The organism is Shewanella bicestrii, assembly GCF_002216875.1.
Lineage (GTDB): Bacteria > Pseudomonadota > Gammaproteobacteria > Enterobacterales > Shewanellaceae > Shewanella > Shewanella seohaensis.
Genome location: NZ_CP022358.1, coordinates 1,191,474 through 1,210,968, shown reverse-complemented (window position 1 = coordinate 1,210,968; position 19,495 = coordinate 1,191,474). Strand labels below are relative to the sequence as shown.

General features: G+C 49.6%; 16 protein-coding genes. 5 read left to right on the top strand and 11 right to left on the bottom strand.

The annotated features are described in order from the left end of the window. Positions 1-140 precede the first annotated feature (140 nt). Positions 141-689, bottom strand: coding sequence for a cupin domain-containing protein (locus CF168_RS05345; RefSeq protein ID WP_039977919.1), 549 nt, complete (start codon positions 687-689; stop codon positions 141-143). Between the two features lie 234 nt (positions 690-923). Between CF168_RS05345 and CF168_RS05340 the strand changes: the two genes are divergently transcribed. Beyond that, on the top strand, positions 924-2,231 hold the full coding sequence (locus CF168_RS05340; protein ID WP_089067231.1) for an NAD(P)/FAD-dependent oxidoreductase: 1,308 nt from the start codon (positions 924-926) through the stop codon (positions 2,229-2,231). A gap of 44 nt (positions 2,232-2,275) precedes the next feature. On the opposite strand, the gene CF168_RS05335 is transcribed toward CF168_RS05340, so the two are convergent. From CF168_RS05335 to CF168_RS05320, 4 genes are all read right to left on the bottom strand, one after another. Beyond that, complete coding sequence (locus CF168_RS05335) at positions 2,276-2,788, bottom strand: DUF2937 family protein (RefSeq protein ID WP_089067230.1); 513 nt, start codon at positions 2,786-2,788, stop codon at positions 2,276-2,278. Between the two features lie 84 nt (positions 2,789-2,872). Next, a complete protein-coding gene (locus CF168_RS05330) occupies positions 2,873-3,730 on the bottom strand; it encodes a sulfurtransferase (protein ID WP_089067229.1) in 858 nt (285 codons plus the stop codon). Positions 3,731-3,874: 144 nt separating this feature from the next. Beyond that, positions 3,875-4,240: a septal ring lytic transglycosylase RlpA family protein gene (locus CF168_RS05325; protein ID WP_374916760.1), complete on the bottom strand. Its 366-nt coding sequence runs from the start codon at positions 4,238-4,240 to the stop codon at positions 3,875-3,877. Between the two features lie 193 nt (positions 4,241-4,433). Continuing rightward, positions 4,434-5,930, bottom strand: coding sequence for an aldehyde dehydrogenase (locus CF168_RS05320; protein ID WP_089067228.1), 1,497 nt, complete (start codon positions 5,928-5,930; stop codon positions 4,434-4,436). A gap of 280 nt (positions 5,931-6,210) precedes the next feature. Between CF168_RS05320 and CF168_RS05315 the strand changes: the two genes are divergently transcribed. The 4 genes from CF168_RS05315 (at position 6,211) to CF168_RS05300 (ending at position 10,382) form a co-directional block, all read left to right on the top strand. Then, on the top strand, positions 6,211-7,551 hold the full coding sequence (locus CF168_RS05315; protein WP_089067227.1) for an aspartate aminotransferase family protein: 1,341 nt from the start codon (positions 6,211-6,213) through the stop codon (positions 7,549-7,551). 51 nt (positions 7,552-7,602) lie between these two features. After that, on the top strand, positions 7,603-9,093 hold the full coding sequence (locus CF168_RS05310) for a CoA-acylating methylmalonate-semialdehyde dehydrogenase (RefSeq protein ID WP_089067226.1): 1,491 nt from the start codon (positions 7,603-7,605) through the stop codon (positions 9,091-9,093). A 16-nt stretch (positions 9,094-9,109) separates the two neighbouring features. After that, entirely contained in the window at positions 9,110-9,475 is a 366-nt protein-coding gene (locus CF168_RS05305; protein WP_011623678.1) for a cupin domain-containing protein, read from the top strand. A gap of 184 nt (positions 9,476-9,659) precedes the next feature. After that, positions 9,660-10,382 (top strand): TorF family putative porin, encoded by a 723-nt coding sequence (locus CF168_RS05300; protein WP_089067225.1) that lies wholly within the window; start codon positions 9,660-9,662, stop codon positions 10,380-10,382. 64 nt (positions 10,383-10,446) lie between these two features. Here CF168_RS05300 and nagP read toward each other — a convergent pair whose 3' ends face one another. From nagP to CF168_RS05270, 6 genes are all read right to left on the bottom strand, one after another. Continuing rightward, on the bottom strand, positions 10,447-11,745 hold the full coding sequence (nagP, locus tag CF168_RS05295; protein WP_089068903.1) for an N-acetylglucosamine MFS transporter NagP: 1,299 nt from the start codon (positions 11,743-11,745) through the stop codon (positions 10,447-10,449). A 339-nt stretch (positions 11,746-12,084) separates the two neighbouring features. After that, positions 12,085-13,272, bottom strand: a complete 1,188-nt coding sequence (nagX, locus tag CF168_RS05290; RefSeq protein WP_089067224.1) for a transmembrane glucosamine N-acetyltransferase NagX — start codon at positions 13,270-13,272, stop codon at positions 12,085-12,087. 138 nt (positions 13,273-13,410) lie between these two features. After that, positions 13,411-14,547, bottom strand: coding sequence for an N-acetylglucosamine-6-phosphate deacetylase (nagA, locus tag CF168_RS05285; RefSeq protein ID WP_089067223.1), 1,137 nt, complete (start codon positions 14,545-14,547; stop codon positions 13,411-13,413). Positions 14,548-14,590: 43 nt separating this feature from the next. Next, positions 14,591-15,589, bottom strand: a complete 999-nt coding sequence (gene nagB-II, locus CF168_RS05280; protein ID WP_089067222.1) for a glucosamine-6-phosphate deaminase NagB-II — start codon at positions 15,587-15,589, stop codon at positions 14,591-14,593. A 58-nt stretch (positions 15,590-15,647) separates the two neighbouring features. Then, complete coding sequence (gene nagK / locus CF168_RS05275; protein WP_089067221.1) at positions 15,648-16,556, bottom strand: N-acetylglucosamine kinase; 909 nt, start codon at positions 16,554-16,556, stop codon at positions 15,648-15,650. Between the two features lie 223 nt (positions 16,557-16,779). Then, entirely contained in the window at positions 16,780-19,470 is a 2,691-nt protein-coding gene (locus CF168_RS05270; protein ID WP_089067220.1) for a family 20 glycosylhydrolase, read from the bottom strand. Positions 19,471-19,495 lie beyond the last annotated feature (25 nt).

Below are 19,495 nucleotides of genomic sequence, written 5' to 3'. Positions count from 1 at the left end.
GTCATTTGAAAAATATTATTTACACTTTGAAAAATATTTTGTAATCCAAAGCCAGTTTGATGCGAGGTAGATAAGGGGGAAATCTCAAGATAGCGCCATCCTAGACAATCTAGGACAGCGCTCTGCGACTAGCTATACGATTAGAAATTCGCTGGCGTTGTTGCACTGACCAGTCGACAAGGTTCATCGAAAGGGTTACGAAATCTATGGGGTAACTCACTGTTAAAATAGTAACTATCACCCGCTTCTAAGATATATACCTCATCGCCAACGGTCAGTTCGAATTTGCCTTCGATCACCATGGCCGCCTCTTCACCTTCGTGTTTCAGCATTTCCTCGCCCGTATCCGAACCCGGTGGGTAGGTTTCACTCATCACCGACATGGCACGATTGGGAAAGTCGCGGCCAATCAACTTAAATTCTAACGGCCCTGTACCTATATCGAGGAGTTCATCGGAGCGATAAACCACTTTTTGCTCACTCTCAATCGAGGCTTCAATCGAGAAAAAATCCACTAAAGACATAGGGATACCCGACAATACCTTTTTCAAAGAACTGACGGACGGGCTAACACTGTTTTTTTCGATCATTGAAATTGTACTGTTAGTCACACCAGCACGCTTAGCCAGCTCACGCTGGGATAAGCCTTTCATTTTTCGAACAGTTCTGAGACTGGCTCCAATATCCAAATTTCGCATCTCCCCAAAGGATCGGTTGCCCCGATAGATGAAGAACAGGTTGTTCAGGATAAACATCATCCCAAACACATTTTAGCCCTAAAAGCGTGAGTTTAATCGCTTCCGTTGTATTCTATCTAAAAAGTGTGTTAAATAAAATGCACACTTTTTAGCAGTATCACAAAAGTGTGATGAGTATACTGGGACAAGCCCAATTTACAATAAAAACAATTTTTTGGAGCTCAAATGACCACCAAACCTCCCGTTCATAGTGAACAATATCCCCAGTCTTATTATGTTGATACTGCAAAAGAAATTTACGCTCATCCCCAACTTGAGGGCAAGGTAAGCACCGACGTTTGCATTATCGGCGGTGGTTTCAGTGGTATTAACACAGCTATCGAACTGCGGCAAAAGGGCCTAAACGTGGTGCTACTCGAGGCCAAGCGCATAGGCTGGGGCGCCTCAGGGCGTAATGGTGGCGAGCTGATCCGCGGGATTGGCCATGATCCTGCGCAATTTATCAATGAGATAGGCCAGGAAGGCGTGAGCGCCATTGAGCAAATGGGGTTTGAAGCGGTAGAGATCGTGCGAAATCGGATCCAGACCCATCACATCGATTGCGATTTACAAATGGGCTATTGCGATCTTGCAGTTAAACCTCGGCATATGCTCGAACTAGAACAAGAGTTCGACCATCTTAAACACCTTGGATATCAGCATGAAATCAAACTATTAACTCAGTCTCAGCTCGGAGAAGTTATCGGCTCTAAGTTTTACCAAGGCGCCCTAGTCGACATGGGCAGCGGTCATTTACATCCGCTGAATTTGGCCTTGGGCGAGGCTCGTGTTGCCCGAGAATTGGGCGCTCAATTATTTGAATACAGCGCCGCAGAAAAGATTATTCCAGGGGATAAACCGCGAGTATTAACGGCAAAAGGCGAAGTGACTTGCCAATATGTGGTGCTCGCGGGAAACGCTTATATTGGCCATAAACTGAATAGCTACATCGGCGGTAAAGTACTGCCCGCGGGGAGTTACTTGCTTGCAACCGAGCCGCTGACAGAAGCACAATGCCAAAGCATTATCCCGCAAAATATGGCCTTTGCAGACATGCGAATCGCCTTAGATTACTTCCACTTATCGGCGGATAGACGCTTACTCTTCGGCGGACTTTGTACTTACTCAGGCAAAGATCCCAAAGATATTGAAGCAGCGCTCAGGCCGAACCTTGAGAAGGTATTCCCACAGTTAAAAGGTGTACGCATCGATTACGAATGGGGCGGCATGATAGGCATTGGCGCCAACCGTATGCCCCAAATCGGTCGTCTCCCCGATGCGAGTAATATTTTTTACGCCCAAGCCTACGCAGGCCACGGCGTCAATGCCACCCATATGGCTGCCAAACTGCTCGCCGAAGCCATATGTCAGCAGGCGGGATATTTTGATGTGTTTGCCAAAATCAAACATATGACCTTCCCCGGCGGCCCCACATTCCGCTCGCCCATGCTGGCTGCGGGTATGCTGTACCACAGGTTTAAAGACTTATTCTAAGGTTTGCCCTGTCGTTGGATATGCGAGCAAGCTATCCAACGACACTAAATGGCGCGGACAGAGTTAAGGCGTTTGCGGCGCCTTGACCACAGAATAAAAGGCACCGAGCCAAGATAATGGACTATTAGCGCCACCAGCACGCCAAAGCCTATCCCACTGGTGGTTAACGGGATGCCCGGCTTAAAGTTAACTATGGTTTGCTGTAAATATTCAAAACGAGCTGGATTAAACATATAGGCGGTTTTCTCGAAGAGATTCCCCTGCGCAAAGGTCTGCATTCCCTGCTGCAGCGCTTGATACAAGGCTAGCGTCTGGCGTTTTTGCTCGGCATCCGCCCTGACGCTAGGCTCCTCATTTTGCAAATGGCGGGCAATCATGGTTTCGACATCGCCGTAGTGATATTCTTTCGCCGTGGCCTCATAGCCCTCAACTTGCCATTGAGTCGAGGTATAGAGCCCCGCCAAAAATTGCTGATAATGATCGGCTAATTGTGGAAGTTGCAGCGCCATCACTAAGATAAAGCCGAAAATCAGCTTATCGAACAATCGAGTTATCATGGCAAACTCCTTGATAAGTCAAAGGATATATCACTGACAATGGAGTACTGCAGGGTGTCCTGCACAACACTCCTGCATCAACGCTTATTGCGCTATGGGTAAATCGCTGCGACTGCCCCAGTCCGCCCACGAGCCATCGTAGAGCACTGCATCGGCATGGCCAGATGCGAGTGACGCTAGGATTAAGATACAGGCGGTAATGCCCGAACCACAGCTGAAAATCCTTAAGGGTTTATCGCCAATAAGCCCTTGAAACAGGGTTTGTAATTCGGCCGATCTTTTGATTTTGAAGCCATCGAGCACCTCTGCAAAAGGTAAATTAACCGAATGGGGAATATGCCCACTACGCACACCTGGGCGTGGCTCACTCACTTGGCCTAAAAAGCGCGCGGCGCCGCGGGCATCGATAATCGCGCTGCCGCTATCATCAAGCTTGACAAACACGGCCTCGGCATCCATCACCTTGGCAGGCTGATATTCCAAAACGGCAGTGAGTTCCTCACTATCGCTTGCACCATAATCTATCCCTTCTTCCTGATAGCGGGATGAGGTGACTCTGTCTTCAGCCATCCATTGGGGTAAACCACCGTCGAGCACATAGACACGGTGAAATCCCATCACCTTGAATATCCACCAAGCGCGTGGAGATGAATAAATCCCTTGATTATCATAGATAACCACCACGCTTTGCGGGTCTATTCCTAACTTGGCAATGCCTTCGACAAACTGTTCGAACCTTGGTAAGGCATGGATTTGAGTGGACGTTTTATCGCAAAAATCCGTTTCGACATCAAAGCGCCTCGAGCGCGGAATACACACAGGTTCGGAATAGAGGATAGGCTCTTTGCCCAACACCACGGCCATGCTGGCATCGAGTAACACGAGATCTGGCGAGGTGAGGTGCTCTTCGAGCCATTGAGTGCTCACGAGAGGATATTCCATTGGCTGTCCTTATTCTGATTTCCAACTGGGATAATGACTTATCAGCCTGCGTTTTGCTGCACATGCAAAACCCAAGCGCTATTCAAACCATTCGAACCGATACTGTTTTGGTAAAGCACACATGACAAGCTCATTGAGAGTCGATTACTGACTCGCCGCTTGAATCACTTCAATTTTGACATCCAGTAAACCTGCCGAAGTATTGCCTATGCTGCTAAATGCGGATTTGGACAAATCTATAATTCGGCCCCGCACGAAAGGCCCTCTGTCGTTGACCTTAACCACAACCGTTTTACCATTCTTAAGATTTGTCACTTTAACCACTGAGCCAAAAGGAATTTCCTTATGTGCGGCCGTTTTTAATTTATGGTTATAACGCTCACCGCTGGCGGTTTTCTTATTTTGATGTTTATCGCCGTAGAAAGAGGCTTGGCCAGACTCAGTAAACCCCTGCCAGTTTCCCGAATGGGTAGAAGAACACCCTGACAAGGCCAAGGTGACTAGCAGCATTAAGGTCAAAGATACGTATTTGAGACTCACAGAACATCCCTTAGCAAATGAGTTCATCATCCGAGCAATGTACAGCAAAAATCCCTAAGAGGCACCCTTGCGCCACTTTATCCATTTAATTAGAGGGTTAACCAGAAAAAATAAAGCCCCTTTCGCATCGGCGTAAAGAGGCTTGAGAGGGAGTAAAAACGACTTAGAGGACTATCCAAGTCGCCTTGATTTCGGTGTATTTGTCGAAGGAGTGCATGGATTTATCGCGGCCATTGCCCGACTGTTTATAACCACCGAAAGGCGCCGTCATATCGCCACCATCATAATGGTTAATCCACACCATTCCCGAGCGCAGTGCCTTGGCGGTTTTGTGCGCCTTGCTGATATCCGCCGTCCAAACGCCAGCCGCTAAGCCGTAAATGGTGTCATTGGCTATCGCAATCGCCTCTTCCATGCCATTGAATTCAATGACAGATAACACAGGGCCAAAGATTTCCTCGCTGGCGATTTTCATCTTGTTGTGCACTTGGCTAAAGATAGTGGGTTGCACATACACGCCGCCCGTTTCGGCCAGCACTTGCTGTCCACCATGGACTAAACTCGCGCCTTCATCTTTACCCGCCTTGATATAGCTTAAGATGGTATCGAGTTGTTGCTTATCGACCACAGCGCCGCTGACGGTAGCGGGATCCAGCGGATGCCCAGGCTGCCATGAGGCGAGTTCTTCGGCGATAAGCGCGATCAGTTGATCTTTAACCCCAGACTCCACCAGCAAACGCGAGCCTGCGGTACAGACTTCACCTTGGTTAAAGGCAATGGCTTCGGCCGCCGCCACCGCCGCCGCTTTAAGATCGGGCGCATCGTTAAATACAATGTTCGGGCTCTTACCGCCCGCCTCGAGCCACACCCGCTTCATATTCGATTCGCCCGCATAAATCATTAATTGCTTAGCGATTTTTGTTGAGCCAGTAAAGACTAAGGTATCCACATCCATATGCAGCGCCAGTGCCTTACCGACCGTATGCCCATAACCCGGCAGTACGTTTAGCACGCCCTTAGGGATCCCAGCCTGTACCGCAAGCTCGGCGATACGAATGGCCGTTAAGGGGGATTTCTCAGAGGGTTTAAGAATAACGCTGTTGCCCGTCGCCAGTGCTGGTCCCAGCTTCCAACAGGCCATCAATAACGGGAAGTTCCAAGGCACAATCGCCGCCACCACGCCAACTGGTTCGCGGGTGATCATGCCAATTTCATTATGTGCCGTAGGCGCCAGCTCATCGTAGAGTTTATCAACGGCCTCACCCGACCAACGGATAGCACGGGCAGCGCCGGCAATATCTACCGCCTTTGAAAAACGGATTGGCTTACCCATGTCCAAGGTTTCTAACAGGGCGAGTTCATTGGCATTTTCTTCCAATAACTCGGCAAAACGGATCATCACTTGCTTACGTTTAACGGGAGCTGTCTTTGACCATACGCCAGATTCAAACACCTCACGGGCATTAGCGACGGCAATATTGGCGTCCATCAGATCGCAACTGGCGACCTTGGCTAATACGCGTCCGTCGATTGGGCTGACACAATCAAAGGTGCTGCCCGCTACCGCATCGCGGTATTCGCCATTGATATAAGCCTTGCCATTGATTGCTAGGCTAGCAGCGAGGCTTTCCCAATCACTCCGTTTTTTAGGTGTACTCATGATGACCTCTTAATCGTTTATATTTGTTTATTTTAGCTTTATTGGGATGAGGGCTATCTCGACGGCCAAATGCCAAAGATGACCTAAGTCGTTAACTGCTGCTTAGATTACGCTGTTCAATCATTAATATTCAATATTTTTTACAAAAATAGCATTTTTGCCACAAATAACTGCACACACCTCTTCCATGTTCATTATTTCTAACATAGCATAGCAAATATTAGCCACCCTTAACGAAGACCTGACCTCATTTAACAAGGAAAAGGACAAGGTAAACACTATGGCCGATTCACCCTACAACACAACGCATGAGCATCCTTCTCTCGAACATTATTGGATGCCCTTTACCGCCAACCGCCAGTTTAAAGCCAGCCCTCGCCTGCTCGCCCAAGCAGAAGGCATGTACTACACGGATATCAATGGCAATAAGGTATTAGACTCAACGGCTGGCTTGTGGTGTTGTAACGCCGGCCATGGCCGCCGTGAGATCAGCGAAGCCGTTAGCAAGCAAATTCGCGAGATGGATTACGCACCGTCCTTCCAAATGGGTCATCCCCTCGCCTTCGAACTCGCCGAGCGGTTAACTGAACTCAGCCCTGAAGGGCTCAATAAGGTCTTCTTTACCAACTCGGGCTCAGAGTCCGTCGATACCGCGCTTAAAATGGCACTCTGTTACCACAGAGCCAATGGCCAAGCGTCACGCACCCGCTTTATTGGCCGTGAGCTGGGCTACCATGGCGTAGGATTTGGTGGCATTTCAGTGGGGGGCTTGAGCAATAACCGTAAAGCCTTTAGTGGCCAACTGCTGCAAGGTGTGGATCACCTACCGCACACCTTAGATATTCAAAATTCAGCCTTTAGCCGTGGCTTACCTAGCCTTGGTGCCGAAAAAGCCGAAGTATTAGAACAACTCGTCACACTTCACGGCGCTGAGAATATTGCCGCCGTTATCGTTGAACCTATGTCGGGTTCGGCCGGGGTGATTTTACCGCCACAGGGTTACTTAAAACGCCTACGGGAAATCACCCAAAAATACGGCATCCTGTTGATTTTTGATGAAGTGATTACCGCCTTTGGTCGCGTCGGCGCCGCCTTTGCCAGCCAGCGCTGGGGCGTTATCCCCGACATAATCACTACGGCCAAGGCCATCAATAATGGTGCGATCCCAATGGGCGCCGTGTTTGTGCAGGATTTTATTCACGATACCTGTATGCAAGGCCCCACCGAACTCATCGAGTTTTTCCACGGTTACACCTATTCAGGCCATCCAGTAGCGGCGGCCGCGGCGCTCGCCACGCTGTCCATCTATGAAAACGAACAGCTATTTGAACGCAGCTTCGAACTTGAGCGTTATTTTGAGGATGCCGTTCACAGTCTCAAAGGTTTGCCGAATGTGATTGATATTCGCAACACCGGATTGGTAGCAGGCTTCCAACTCGCGCCGAATAGTCAAGGCGTCGGTAAACGCGGTTACAGCGTGTTCGAGCATTGTTTCCATCAAGGCACGCTCGTGCGGGCGACGGGCGATATTATCGCCATATCCCCACCGTTAATCGTAGAGAAACACCAAATAGACCAAATAGTTAACAGCCTAAGCGATGCAATTCGCGCCGTAGGATGATGCACAATTTTTTATCTAACGCCCAAATTGGGGGCAATTGAAAGGTTACCTATGCTGACAATGACTCATTATGTGAATGGCGAGCACACCGCCGCCAGTACAAGAAGCCAAGAGATTTTCGAACCCGCTACGGGAGAATGCCGAGGTCAGGTCTCCCTCGCGAGTCGCGACGAAGTCTCCGCCGCCATTGCTATCGCCAAATCGGCCTTCGACACTTGGTCACAGGTAACGCCCCTCAATCGTGCTCGTGTGTTATTTAAGTTTAAAGCGCTGGTCGAGCAACATATGGATGAGCTGGCGCGGCTGATTACCTTAGAGCACGGCAAAGTGCTCGATGATGCGCGGGGAGAACTCATCCGCGGCCTCGAAGTCGTCGAATTTGCCTGTGGTATCCCACACTTGCTCAAAGGGGAGCATACTGAGCAGGTCGGCGGTGGTGTCGACGCTTGGTCAGTCAATCAAGCTTTAGGTGTTGTCGCAGGCATAGCGCCCTTTAACTTCCCCGTGATGGTTCCCATGTGGATGTTCCCAATCGCGATTGCCTGCGGTAACACCTTTATTATGAAACCTTCGGAGAAAGACCCAAGCGCGGTAATGCGTATTGCGGAATTACTCACCGAAGCTGGTCTCCCTGCAGGGGTATTTAACGTGGTCAACGGTGATAAAGAGGCCGTCGATACTCTGCTCAGCCATGAAGATATTCAAGCCGTCAGCTTTGTAGGCTCCACCCCGATTGCCGAATACATTTACAGCACCGCATCTAAACACGGTAAACGGGTTCAGGCCCTCGGCGGCGCGAAAAACCATATGCTACTGATGCCGGATGCGGATTTAGATCAAGCGGTGAGTGCCCTCATGGGCGCCGCCTATGGCAGCGCTGGCGAGCGTTGCATGGCTATTTCGGTGGTATTGGCCGTGGGGGATGTGGGCGACAAGCTAGTCGATAAATTATTACCGCAAATTCAACAGTTAAAAGTGGGCAATGGCCTCACCCCTGAAATGGAAATGGGGCCGTTGATCTCCCGCCAACACCTCGCCAAAGTCACGGAATTTGTCGATGCTGGCATCCAAGAAGGCGCGACCTTAGTGGTGGATGGTCGTCAGTTAACCGTGGCCGATCATCAGCAGGGTTACTTCTTAGGTGCCTGTTTATTCGATAACGTCACCCCTGAGATGCGTATTTACCGCGAAGAAATCTTCGGCCCAGTGCTGTCGATTGTGCGAGTTAAAGACTATGCCAGCGCACTGGCGCTTATCAACCAACATGAATTTGGCAATGGCACCGCCATCTTTACCCAAAGCGGTGAAGCTGCCAGACATTTTTGCCACCATGTGCAAGTCGGTATGGTAGGGGTTAACGTGCCCATTCCAGTGCCTATGGCCTTCCACTCCTTCGGTGGCTGGAAACGTTCACTCTTTGGTCCCCTGCATATGCATGGTCCTGATGGAGTACGTTTTTATACCAAACGTAAAGCCATCACGGCACGCTGGCCCGTAGGCAAACAGACTCAGGCCGAGTTTGTTATGCCCACCATGAAATAACCTCAGTGGAGCCTATATGACCATGAGCGTAACCTCGATCATTCGCTTTGCCAGCGCACAGTCGCCGGTGGAAAGTTATCAAGTCGCCCCAGAAAAGCGCATCTCTGGTAACCCCACCCAGCAATTACAGAATCATTACTCTAGCCCCTGTAATCAATTCCATAGTGGAATTTGGCAAAGCGAATCAGGCGCTTGGAAAATCAACTACACTGAATACGAGTATTGCGAGATCCTCGAAGGGACCAGCGTCATCACTGATCTTGAGGGACAGTCACAAACCTTCAGTGTCGGCGACCGATTTATTATTCCTGCAGGGTTTCAAGGGGTGTGGCAAGTCGTTGAGCCATGCCGCAAGGTTTATGTCATCTTCGAACAAAAGTGAGTTTCATAGGGGTGCTTTTTACCTCGTTTAACCAAGCTAAAGCGATTTAGCTTAACTCGCCATGAGGTCACAGCTACGGGGTTTCCTGAGTTGTTGTTTGGCAAAGCAACGAATGTACTAGCCTGTTTTAAAAGCTAAAAGAACTTAGTACATCCGTGTCAACCAAGAAAATGGGAGAAATACCGTGAATAACAACCTAAATAAAAAGCGGCTGGCACAAGTTGTTGGGCTCGCGCTAACGACCAGTTTATTCTCCGGCATTGCCGCCGCAGAAGTGTCGGGGGAAATTGGCGTAACCAACGATTATCGCTTCCGTGGCATCTCGCAAACTGCGGGCGATCCTGCGGTTCAAGGCGGTGTCGATTGGAGTTTTGAGTCAGGATTTTCGGTCGGCGCTTGGGCCAGTAATGTCGACTTTGACGAGCCAGGTTACAACGGTCCAGATATCGAGTATGACTTCTATGTTGCCTACGGCGGTGACATCAATGATAACGTCAGCTACGACGTGACCCTCAACCGCTATAACTATTCGGGCGAGAGTGATCTCGGCTATTTCGAAGTAACGGCTGGCGTCGAGTTTAGCGGCTTTCGCGTGGCCTATTGGTACACCAATGATTACGGTGGCAGCGATTTAGATTATCACTACGGCGAAATCAATTACTCCTATGAGTTTGTTGAAAACTGGAGCCTCGATCTGCATTACGGCTACAACGTAGGCGATGCCTTAGACGATGGTGAAGGCTTTGATAGCTACTCGGATTATTCCGTTGGCGTATCCACCGAATTTATGGGATTTGGCCTGTCACTCGCTTGGCTTGGCACCGACTTGAGCGGCGATCAGAAAGTCTCCGACGGTGTGTGGAAAAACGACGATACCGTATTAGCAAGCGTCAGTTACGCCTTCTAATTCACGACGTGCAAATACTAAAAAGCCCTCTGTTGAGGGCTTTTTTACATCGCCTGATAACCGATTACCAGTGACGCATCTTATGACCTTTCACGGCATAGAAGAGAATAAACAGGTAGCAAGGTAACATCACCATATAACCGCCCTGCTGCCCCATATCGGTGGCCGAACTCATGAGTCCCCAAAATAGTGGACCGAAAGCACCACCCGCAATCCCCATGATGAGTAATGCCGAACCTGTGCTGGTGAGCTTACCTAACCCCGACAGTGCCAGAGGCCACACCGCAGGCCAAACAATCGCATTGGCTAATCCTAAGAAGGCAATGAAGAGTAAGGTATCAGGCAAGGCCACACCGCCAAAAGGCACTAACAGAGCATTGGCAATCGCGTAGGAATGGTTATCCCCAAACAGTATGGCTAGGGTCAGTAATAGGCCAAGAATCGCCGAAATCATCAATGCCGTTGGCTGAGAGATGAAGCGAGGAATAAGGATAATCCCTAAGGTATAACCCAAAACCATACACACCATAGTGTATGAGGTCATCACCCCATAATGCTCAACCCCGAGCGATAAGGCAAAGGTACCGATAGTGTCGCCAGCAATCACCTCAACGGCAACGTACACAAATAGCGCGATAACCCCAAATGCGAGGTTAGGATGAGACAAGGCAGCCTTGATTTGGCCTTTATCTGTGTGCTCGGCCACTTCATCTTCATTAGAGAGTTCTGGCAGTGGAGATTTTTTAACAGCAAGCGCCAATACCCCAATAAAAATCGCCATGCCGAGGTAAGGGAAAACCAAGCTGTTTGCCATTTCATCAATTTGCACTTGGGTTAACGTAGTGCCAATGCGGTCTTTAAAGCTATCTAAAATCAATGCAGAGAAAACTAAGGGTGCAATCACCCCCGCACCTTTATTCAAAATGCCCATCACACTCACACGGGCCGCGGCAGACTCTTCAGGCCCAAGGCGAACCACGTAGGGATTGACCGCCGTTTGTAACAGGGTTTGGCCTGTGCCCATCACTAATTGCGCACATAAAAACAGGCCAAATATTTGGGTCTTAGCCGCAGGAATAAACAGTAAGCCGGCGAGCATCATGATGCCCATCCCCAGTGCCATACCATTCTTATAACCCACTTTACGGATCACCCACGCCGAGGGTAGCGCGGTAAAAGTCACCGCAATGTAGAAAGAGAACAGGATTAATGAGGCTTGGAAGGGATTGAGTTGCAAAATTTGTTTTAAATAGGGCATCAAAGATCCATTCAACCACGTTGCGAATCCGAGGATGAAAAAGAGTGCTGCCACTATCGCCATGGGGAGAAAACTGCTTTTCTGCTGGCTTTTATCGAGTGTCATTTCCATAAACCTGCTTCTTATAGTAATTAATTTTTTAAGGTGATGGCGGGACTAAAAACCGCTGAGTATTCCGCACATCCGTATCGCAACTCATCTGCAATGGCTAATGTTATCATCCGAACGCACCATTGTTTCAGTGATGTTAAAACAAACAACACAAAAAGACAACGCTGTCATTTGCGATTTAGCCCGCAAAATGGCCTTGTTTGCCCAGAATGGGCCCTAAACTCTCAGTTAACCGCTGATTTACAACCAAAGATGCCATGCGCCCTTTGTTTGCTAGAAATAAAAAAGCCACAGAGGTGAGTCTGTGGCTTTGAGAAAAATCTGCTATCGGCGTTAGATCCGCACAAAAATATTGCGACGATACATCCAATACAGCACTAACCATTGAACGGTGAGCAAACCAATCACGGCCGCTAACGGCTGAGCATTTTCTGGCAATGCCGCGATAACGCCACCGAACACACTCTGGGCGATATATTTCCAATCCACCAGACTGGACGCCAGATAAATAATGATGGCGTTAGTGCCTATCACCACAAAAATAAAGGCGAGCTTTTGCCATTTGAGCACATCCACTATGGCATAAAACAGCGCTAACAGCAGCATGCTCCAACCGCTAGTGACCAATACAAATGAGCTTGTCCACAGCTCTTTATTGACGGGAATAACCCCATCCAGCAACCAGCCTAGGGCCAAACAAACACCACCTGCAACGCTCAATAGGCCAACCTTAGCCCACTCCCCTTTTGGATGGGATTTCACAATAAAGTGACCGACAAATACACCCGCTAAGGCGTTGACTACGGCGGGCAGTGTCGATAACACGCCTTCAGGATCGGGCGTTCGTCCTTGATAACTCACACCTGGCAATAAAAGGCTATCCACATAAGCATTGATTGACTCTGTGGGTGATAACACTCCAGCCTGCCCACCAGGAAACGGCAACCAGAGTTGCACCGCGCCATAAGCCACTAATATGCCCAAGGCCACCAGCACTTGGGTCCGTAAACAGGTATGCCAGACCAGCAAGGCGGCAAAAAACCACGCAAAGGCGATTCGGCCTAATACGCTGGCATAACGGACTTTTTCAGGATCGGCAGGCGCCCCCGTCCCCCAACCATGGTTATAAAGAATGCCAAGCAACAACAAAAGAAACAGCCGCTTAATCCCGTGGCGATACACTGGCATACGCTCATGCATAGGCAATTTATCTAAGCGTTTTGGCGATAATCCAAGGGCAACACCAGAGAGGAAAATAAACAGCGGAAAAATCAAATCATAGAAGCGAAACCCATTCCACTCGCTATGGTGCATTTGGGTATCACCCCATTGCCAGCCAGCCCAGCCCGTCAAGATAAGCAAGGCGCCAAATAGTGCTTCGCCACCTAAAATCCAAAACATATCGAAGCCGCGCAAGGCATCGAGGGACATCAACCGCGGTTTTGACTGACGCTTTTTCGTGACAGCCTCCTGAGCATTCACGCCCGTATTGGTGACAGATTCCGGCGCAGTCGTACTCATACCATTATCCTTTATTATTGTTATTTCACTTATTTTATAACTTTTGAGCAAAATGCAGACTGTACAATAAAAAAACTTTGCCCCTGTCATCAAAATACGACAAGGGCCAAGGTTAACGCTTTACTGACTCAACCCGCACTAAGGGCGAACATAAACCGCATTTCCAGCAATATAGTTGGCCAGCACTTTGTGTTGATTATCCAGTAGTACTAAATCGGCACCCTGCCCTACCGCTAACCGACCAACGTTTTCGGCAATGCCAAGGAACTCGGCAGGATACAAAGATGCCATCCGCAAGGCCTCACCGAGCGATAAACCGAGCATCTTCACACTGTTCTCAACCGCTGTCGCCATGTCTAACACACAGCCTGCCAGCTCACCTGTCACTGCATTTAATCTATCGCCGACACGCAGTACCTGAGTACCAAACAGTTCAAAACTGGTTTCATCATCCATGCCCACTGGCGGCATAGCATCGGTCACCAACATCACTTTGCCACGAGGTTTAGCGCGCAGGGCGACCCTTGCTGCAGCGGGGTGCACATGGTGGCCATCGACAATCAAACCACACCAAGCGGTTTCGCTCTCTATCGCTGCGCCGACCACGCCAGGCTCTCGGGAACCTAAGGGTGACATAGCATTGTAGAGGTGAGTAAAGCCTGTTGCCCCCGCCGCTAAGGCTGCGACAACGGTATCGTAGTCCGCATTGGAGTGGCCTAAACACACTTTAACGCCAGACTCCACCAACAGGCGGATCACCTCAGGCGAGACATTTTCGGGCGCTAAGGTCACCACTCGAATACCTAAATCCTGACGGCAAAAAATCGCCAGTTCAGCCTCAGTGATCTCACGGATAAAACCTTGTGGATGCACGCCTTTTTTAGGTACCGAAAGATGCGGGCCTTCAAAATGAACGCCTAATACGCCTGCACTCTTTTGCGCGACCGCACTGGCAACCGCATCGGCAGCCTTGGCCATCACCTGCACATCATCGGTGATAAGCGTGGGTAAAAAGCCTGTGGTACCAAAGCGAGCATGCGCCTTACCTATGGTTTCAATGCAAGCGACCGTTGGGCTGCTATTAAATAACGCGCCGCCACCGCCGTTAACTTGCACATCGATAAAACCTGGCACTAGGGTGCCTGGGTAGCGAATTTCCTTAGCACCCGATGCGGTGTCTAAGCTGGCTATCAGCCCATCCTCAATGGTGACTGGCACATCCCGATGGAAGGCTTCACCATCAAACAGTTGCTCGGCAATTAAGGTGAATTTCATCCCAAACCTCTTTTCAAATTAACGCGGCGACAACGGCCATTCATTACAGCGTTTGAGTGACTTTTTTCAGCCCTGCGGGTTGGTCTGGGTCAATACCACGGGCAATCGCGACTGCGGCCACGTCGATATAAAAACGTTGTAGCAAGGCTAAAGGCGCAACACGTGGATGAATATCCGTCGACGTTTGATTCAAATGCACTAAATCGGCGCCACGTTGGCTCACATTTTCAATCTGTTCGATATGGCTAGCGTACGACTCATCGCCAATGCAGACATCCACAATCGTGAGTTTTTTCTCCACTAAGGTCACAGGACCATGGAGGAACTCAGCGCTACTAAAGGCTTCGGCATGGATAGAACACACTTCTTTTAACTTAAGTGCGATTTCCTTAGACACGGCGTAACCTAAACCACGGCCTAACACGACTAAGTTTTTCACGTTTTCAACCGATGCTGGAGTCAATTGTGGCTCAGCATCGACCGCAGTTTGCAGTGCTTGAGGTAACGAGTTAACTGCCGCGGCGAGGGATTCGCTCTGTGTCCACGCCGCGGCTAATTGTAGAATCGCCGACAGAGTTGCAAGGTAGCTCTTTGTTGCGGCAACGGCTTTCTCTTCGCCTGCACGTAATGGCACTACCACATCGACGATATCCTTGATTGGCGCGGTTTCATCGTTCACTAACGCCACACAAAACGCGCCTGCGTTTTTTGCCATACGCGCCTGGGCTAAAATATCAGGGCTGCGGCCAGATTGCGAAATCACAATCACTAATCCGCCTTCTAACTTCAAGGTTTTACCGTAAACGCTGGCCACTGATGGCGCGGCGGCAAAGGTGGGTACACCCGCTTCGATTTCAAAAAGATATTTAGCAAATACACCCGCATGGTCCGATGAACCACGGCCCACAATCATCACAAAACGGGGCTCGAAAGCACGCAGTTTTTCACCTAACTGCTGCATTAAATCGGCGTTAGCGGCTAACTGACCCGCAATCTTCTGCGGCGCGGTGCGAGCTTCTTGCTCCATAATAGTGTTTGTCATGTTATTTACCTTACAAATCAATACGGGTATTGCTTTAGCACTGATGCGCTAAAACGGCTTATTCATTAATGTTGACTGAGTTAAATTGCTGCTGAGCGAAGTACATGGCACCCAATTCTGGCGGCGCTAAGGTTTCAGAAATCTTGGCCACCACATCGCTGCCAAGCCATGCCTGTAGCGGTTCGGCAAGACCACCGATCATAGAGAATCGCACTGGATTGAGGCTAAACAGCTTGCGTGCCATTTCACTGATGTAATCGGCGCCTTCCTGCACAATCCCGCGAGCGACTTCATCTCCCGCGTTTGCGCAATCGAGTACGCTTCTGGCCAATTCGGCATAGCAACTCGAAGACTTACCGGCGAGATGCTCGACGATGCCTAGGGCATCACTTACCCCAAAATGGTTTAACAGCATTTTGGTTAAGACGGTCGGCGCGGCAAAGCCATCGAGGGCGAGTAACACATGCTCGGCGGCTTTTAAGCCAAGCCAAGCACCGCTGCCCTTATCGCCCAGCGCAAAACCGTGTCCGCCAATGCTTAAGCTGTCATCACCTACATGGGCATAACCGCAAGAACCTGTACCCGTAATGATCACCGCACCATCCGCGCCGCGGTGTGCACCGATACAAGCGGTATGAAGATCCGTAGTGACATACATGGCGGCAAACGGATGCTGCCAGCTGATCACATCCTGATACAGGCGCGGCACATTGACTCCTGCCAGCCCTAAGCCCGCAACCAGTAAATGGCTATCGGTTTCCTTCATGCCCGCATCCAGCAGAGCTTGGCGAGTCGATGCTTCAATAGATGCAAATGTGTGTGCAAGACCATGCAGCGGATTAGCGCGCCCAGCAACACCTGTCCCTAAAACGGTACCGTCCGCAGTATAGATAGTGGCTCGGCACTTACTGCCGCCCCCATCAACACCGATAAACAGTTGTTGATCTTTTGTCTGGACTAACCCCATGACACCCCTCTTCATCTCTTAATGCAGCGCTACCGTTGCTTATACTTATGCCGTTAATACGACACTCAACTTTAGTTAACTCAATGTTACAGCAAAAATGACAGCGTTGTCATTTACTTTTTGAAGCAATTTCTAATCAAATGTCAGGCGAAAGAATTGACTGAAAGTTAAAAAGAAAAAGGCTGTATTTTTATTTTAAAATACAGCCAGATATAGCTTTTTATTAATTAACGACTAAGCTGCGGCCTTTACGTTTTCCATCGGCCGCGATGGCGCGGATCTCAACGGGGCCCGTTACCGCCTGCCCAGCTTGATAGGATTGCCATTGCCCACTTGCTTGTCGCCATTCAATCTTAAGTCCTGGATAAGCCACGTTGGCAAACAGTTTACCGTCGCGGATCTCGGCGCCGACAGTCGGCACTCGGTAATCGATACCCGCTTTATCGAGTTTGATAAACTCCTTATGTCCTAAGGTGTTAGCCATTTGCTGCCAAGATTGCGCCTGAGCCTCACGCATAGCAGCGGTGAAATGCCCCGTAGTTTGATTATACAAAGCGCCTTGATATTGATATGGCACTTCCCACGCGGCTTGATGCCAAGCACGCTCCGCCAGCATCAGTAAACGTGGGAAAATCATATATTCCACAGTGTTATCGCTACGGATGGTTTCACTCCAGAGCTGGCCTTGTAATCCGGCAAAGGCTTTACCTTGTTCCCTTGGGCCGGATTGTTTGCCCTTCTCATCGGTTCTGGCCCTATCGTCGGCCTCAAAAGGCAGATTTTGAATGTCGGTCCACTGCTCCGCGTTTGCCACTAAGTTGTCCGGCATAAAGCTAAACACTTTGTGTGCGTTGGTTGCGCGGCTTGCCCAGTAGTAGCCATGCTCCTTAGGATCGGCTTCATAGGGGAAATCAAAATAAAGCACCTCAGGATTTGAGAGCACCACATCCCAGCCGTTGTTGACTTGTTGATTGGCATGCTCGTAGCCCTTATAGGCAATCACATCCCAAATGTTGGATTGGACTTTTGCAGGCATATTACTTGGGCGAACATGACTCATACCATCGCTCCAACCCGCCGCTTCTATGCCTTTACTCGCGAGCTGATTCGAAATGCGCTCGATAAAGTACGCCCCTAAATCGTCGATGGATTTCACACCTTTATCGTTATTGGCCACAAAGTCCAAACAAGCTGGAGATTGCTTCCACGCCCCTGCCGTTTCGTCGGCACCGATATGGTATCGAGTTAATGGCTGACCCGCTGCTTGGTGTAATTTTGCAATTTCATCAATGACTTTATCGACAAACTGATAGGTCGACTCCATGCAGACGTTCAAGGTGTTATCGTTGTAATACTGCACCGAAGAATACACTGTGGTGTCCGCCGCATCCGACAACAGATAGGTTTTCGCCTCCTCAGCTTTACCTTCGGCCACGAGCTTACGGTAACGCGCCTCCATCGATTTTATCGCCGCGCGGCTATGGCCTGGCATGTCCATCGAAGGGATCACTTGAATTTGGCGCGCATCGGCATATTTAACGATATCGATATAGTCTTGTTTGCTATAGAAACCGTTAACAGGCACATCCGCAAAAGGCCCGCTGCCAAGCTGCGGTAACAGACAGGTATTTTCCTCAAGGTCATGGCAACGCTTACTGCCGATGTCGGTCAGTTCAGGCAGACCATCGATCTCTAGGCGCCAACCTTCATCGTCTGCCATATGTAAATGCAATTTGTTGAGCTTGTACGCCGCCATTTGATCCAGCAGGTCAAAGACCAACGCCTTGCTATGGAAGTTACGGGCCACGTCGATATGCATGCCACGGAAGGGATACCTTGGGCTATCCTCAATCGTCATGGCATTTACGCGCAGATCCTGCACATCAATCAAACTGGCAAGTGACGATAACGCATAGGAAAACCCTGCAGCATCGGCAGCGGCAATCTCAATCGCATCTGCTTTAATATCCAGCAGATAGCTGCCCTCAGCGCCTTGACGCCAGTTCAGCTTTACCGCTAAACCTTGTTCTGACTCGTTAACGCCTAAGCGCGCTAAACGGGAAAGTGCCGCCGCTAACTGTTTAGGATCCAAAGGTTGTTGCGCCGCAGATGCGTTAGTGACTGAGCCGAAATCCAGTTTAATACCAGAGGTCAGTGACACGGCTTTATCTTGGCTGTGGATAGCGACTTTTTGCGGCGTGGGAATAATGGTATTGACCGCTAAGCTGGCATCTTCACTAACATTTTGGTTATTACTAAATAACTGTGAAGCGGTCGCTGGCGCTAATTTATCCGCATCGGTACGGCGATACTGCTTCACCATATCGGTGTAGGCCTCAACATAGGGGCGCACTTCCATCCCCGTTTCAGAATCTTGCTTTACTTTCGTACTGGCGATCACCACTGGCGATAAATCGCCTGAAACCAGATAATAGTTAGGCATGGCATCGGTTTCTGAGAGCTGCCACAATTCACCGCGGAACCTTAGGGTCTTTTTCTCGCCCTTACTAAAACCGCTAAATGCCTCGGTGGGCGCGATACGATACAGATCGCCCTTGATATGCGTAATACTAAACTCTTTGCTTTCAACAGCTTGAACTGGACGCATTTGACTAAAATAAATCGCCCAATCACGGCTCTTAAGCTCAACCTCTGGGACAAAATCGATTTCAGCAACAAAACAACGACCTTCGGCGGCAGCTTTGTCACAGCTATCGTCGGGCCTGTTAGTGAGCACGCGATAACTCACGCCCAAGGTATCCCCAAACTGCTGCAATTGCGCTTGAGTTAATTGGCTATGCTTAGCTTGCTCGGCAGTACTTGAGCTAGGCACGGCATTGGTTTTAGGCGCATCGCTACAGGCCGTTAAGCCAAGAGCCAATAAAATCGCGGTGGCGGCAATCGTTTTATTCATGATATTCCTTTTCTAGCTTCAGAAA

What these genes read in the sequence shown, in the direction of transcription:
- CF168_RS05335 (WP_089067230.1), bottom strand. Translation starts at nt 2,788, where the DNA reads ATGATAACTCGATTGTTCGATAAGCTGATTTTCGGCTTTATCTTAGTG.
- CF168_RS05305 (WP_011623678.1), top strand. Translation starts at nt 9,110, where the DNA reads ATGACCATGAGCGTAACCTCGATCATTCGCTTTGCCAGCGCACAGTCG.
- CF168_RS05330 (WP_089067229.1), bottom strand. Translation starts at nt 3,730, where the DNA reads ATGGAATATCCTCTCGTGAGCACTCAATGGCTCGAAGAGCACCTCACC.
- nagX (WP_089067224.1), bottom strand. Translation starts at nt 13,272, where the DNA reads ATGAGTACGACTGCGCCGGAATCTGTCACCAATACGGGCGTGAATGCT.
- nagK (WP_089067221.1), bottom strand. Translation starts at nt 16,556, where the DNA reads ATGGGGTTAGTCCAGACAAAAGATCAACAACTGTTTATCGGTGTTGAT.
- CF168_RS05325 (WP_374916760.1), bottom strand. Translation starts at nt 4,240, where the DNA reads ATGCTGCTAGTCACCTTGGCCTTGTCAGGGTGTTCTTCTACCCATTCG.
- CF168_RS05310 (WP_089067226.1), top strand. Translation starts at nt 7,603, where the DNA reads ATGCTGACAATGACTCATTATGTGAATGGCGAGCACACCGCCGCCAGT.
- nagA (WP_089067223.1), bottom strand. Translation starts at nt 14,547, where the DNA reads ATGAAATTCACCTTAATTGCCGAGCAACTGTTTGATGGTGAAGCCTTC.
- nagB-II (WP_089067222.1), bottom strand. Translation starts at nt 15,589, where the DNA reads ATGACAAACACTATTATGGAGCAAGAAGCTCGCACCGCGCCGCAGAAG.
- nagP (WP_089068903.1), bottom strand. Translation starts at nt 11,745, where the DNA reads ATGACACTCGATAAAAGCCAGCAGAAAAGCAGTTTTCTCCCCATGGCG.
- CF168_RS05340 (WP_089067231.1), top strand. Translation starts at nt 924, where the DNA reads ATGACCACCAAACCTCCCGTTCATAGTGAACAATATCCCCAGTCTTAT.
- CF168_RS05320 (WP_089067228.1), bottom strand. Translation starts at nt 5,930, where the DNA reads ATGAGTACACCTAAAAAACGGAGTGATTGGGAAAGCCTCGCTGCTAGC.
- CF168_RS05270 (WP_089067220.1), bottom strand. Translation starts at nt 19,470, where the DNA reads ATGAATAAAACGATTGCCGCCACCGCGATTTTATTGGCTCTTGGCTTA.
- CF168_RS05315 (WP_089067227.1), top strand. Translation starts at nt 6,211, where the DNA reads ATGGCCGATTCACCCTACAACACAACGCATGAGCATCCTTCTCTCGAA.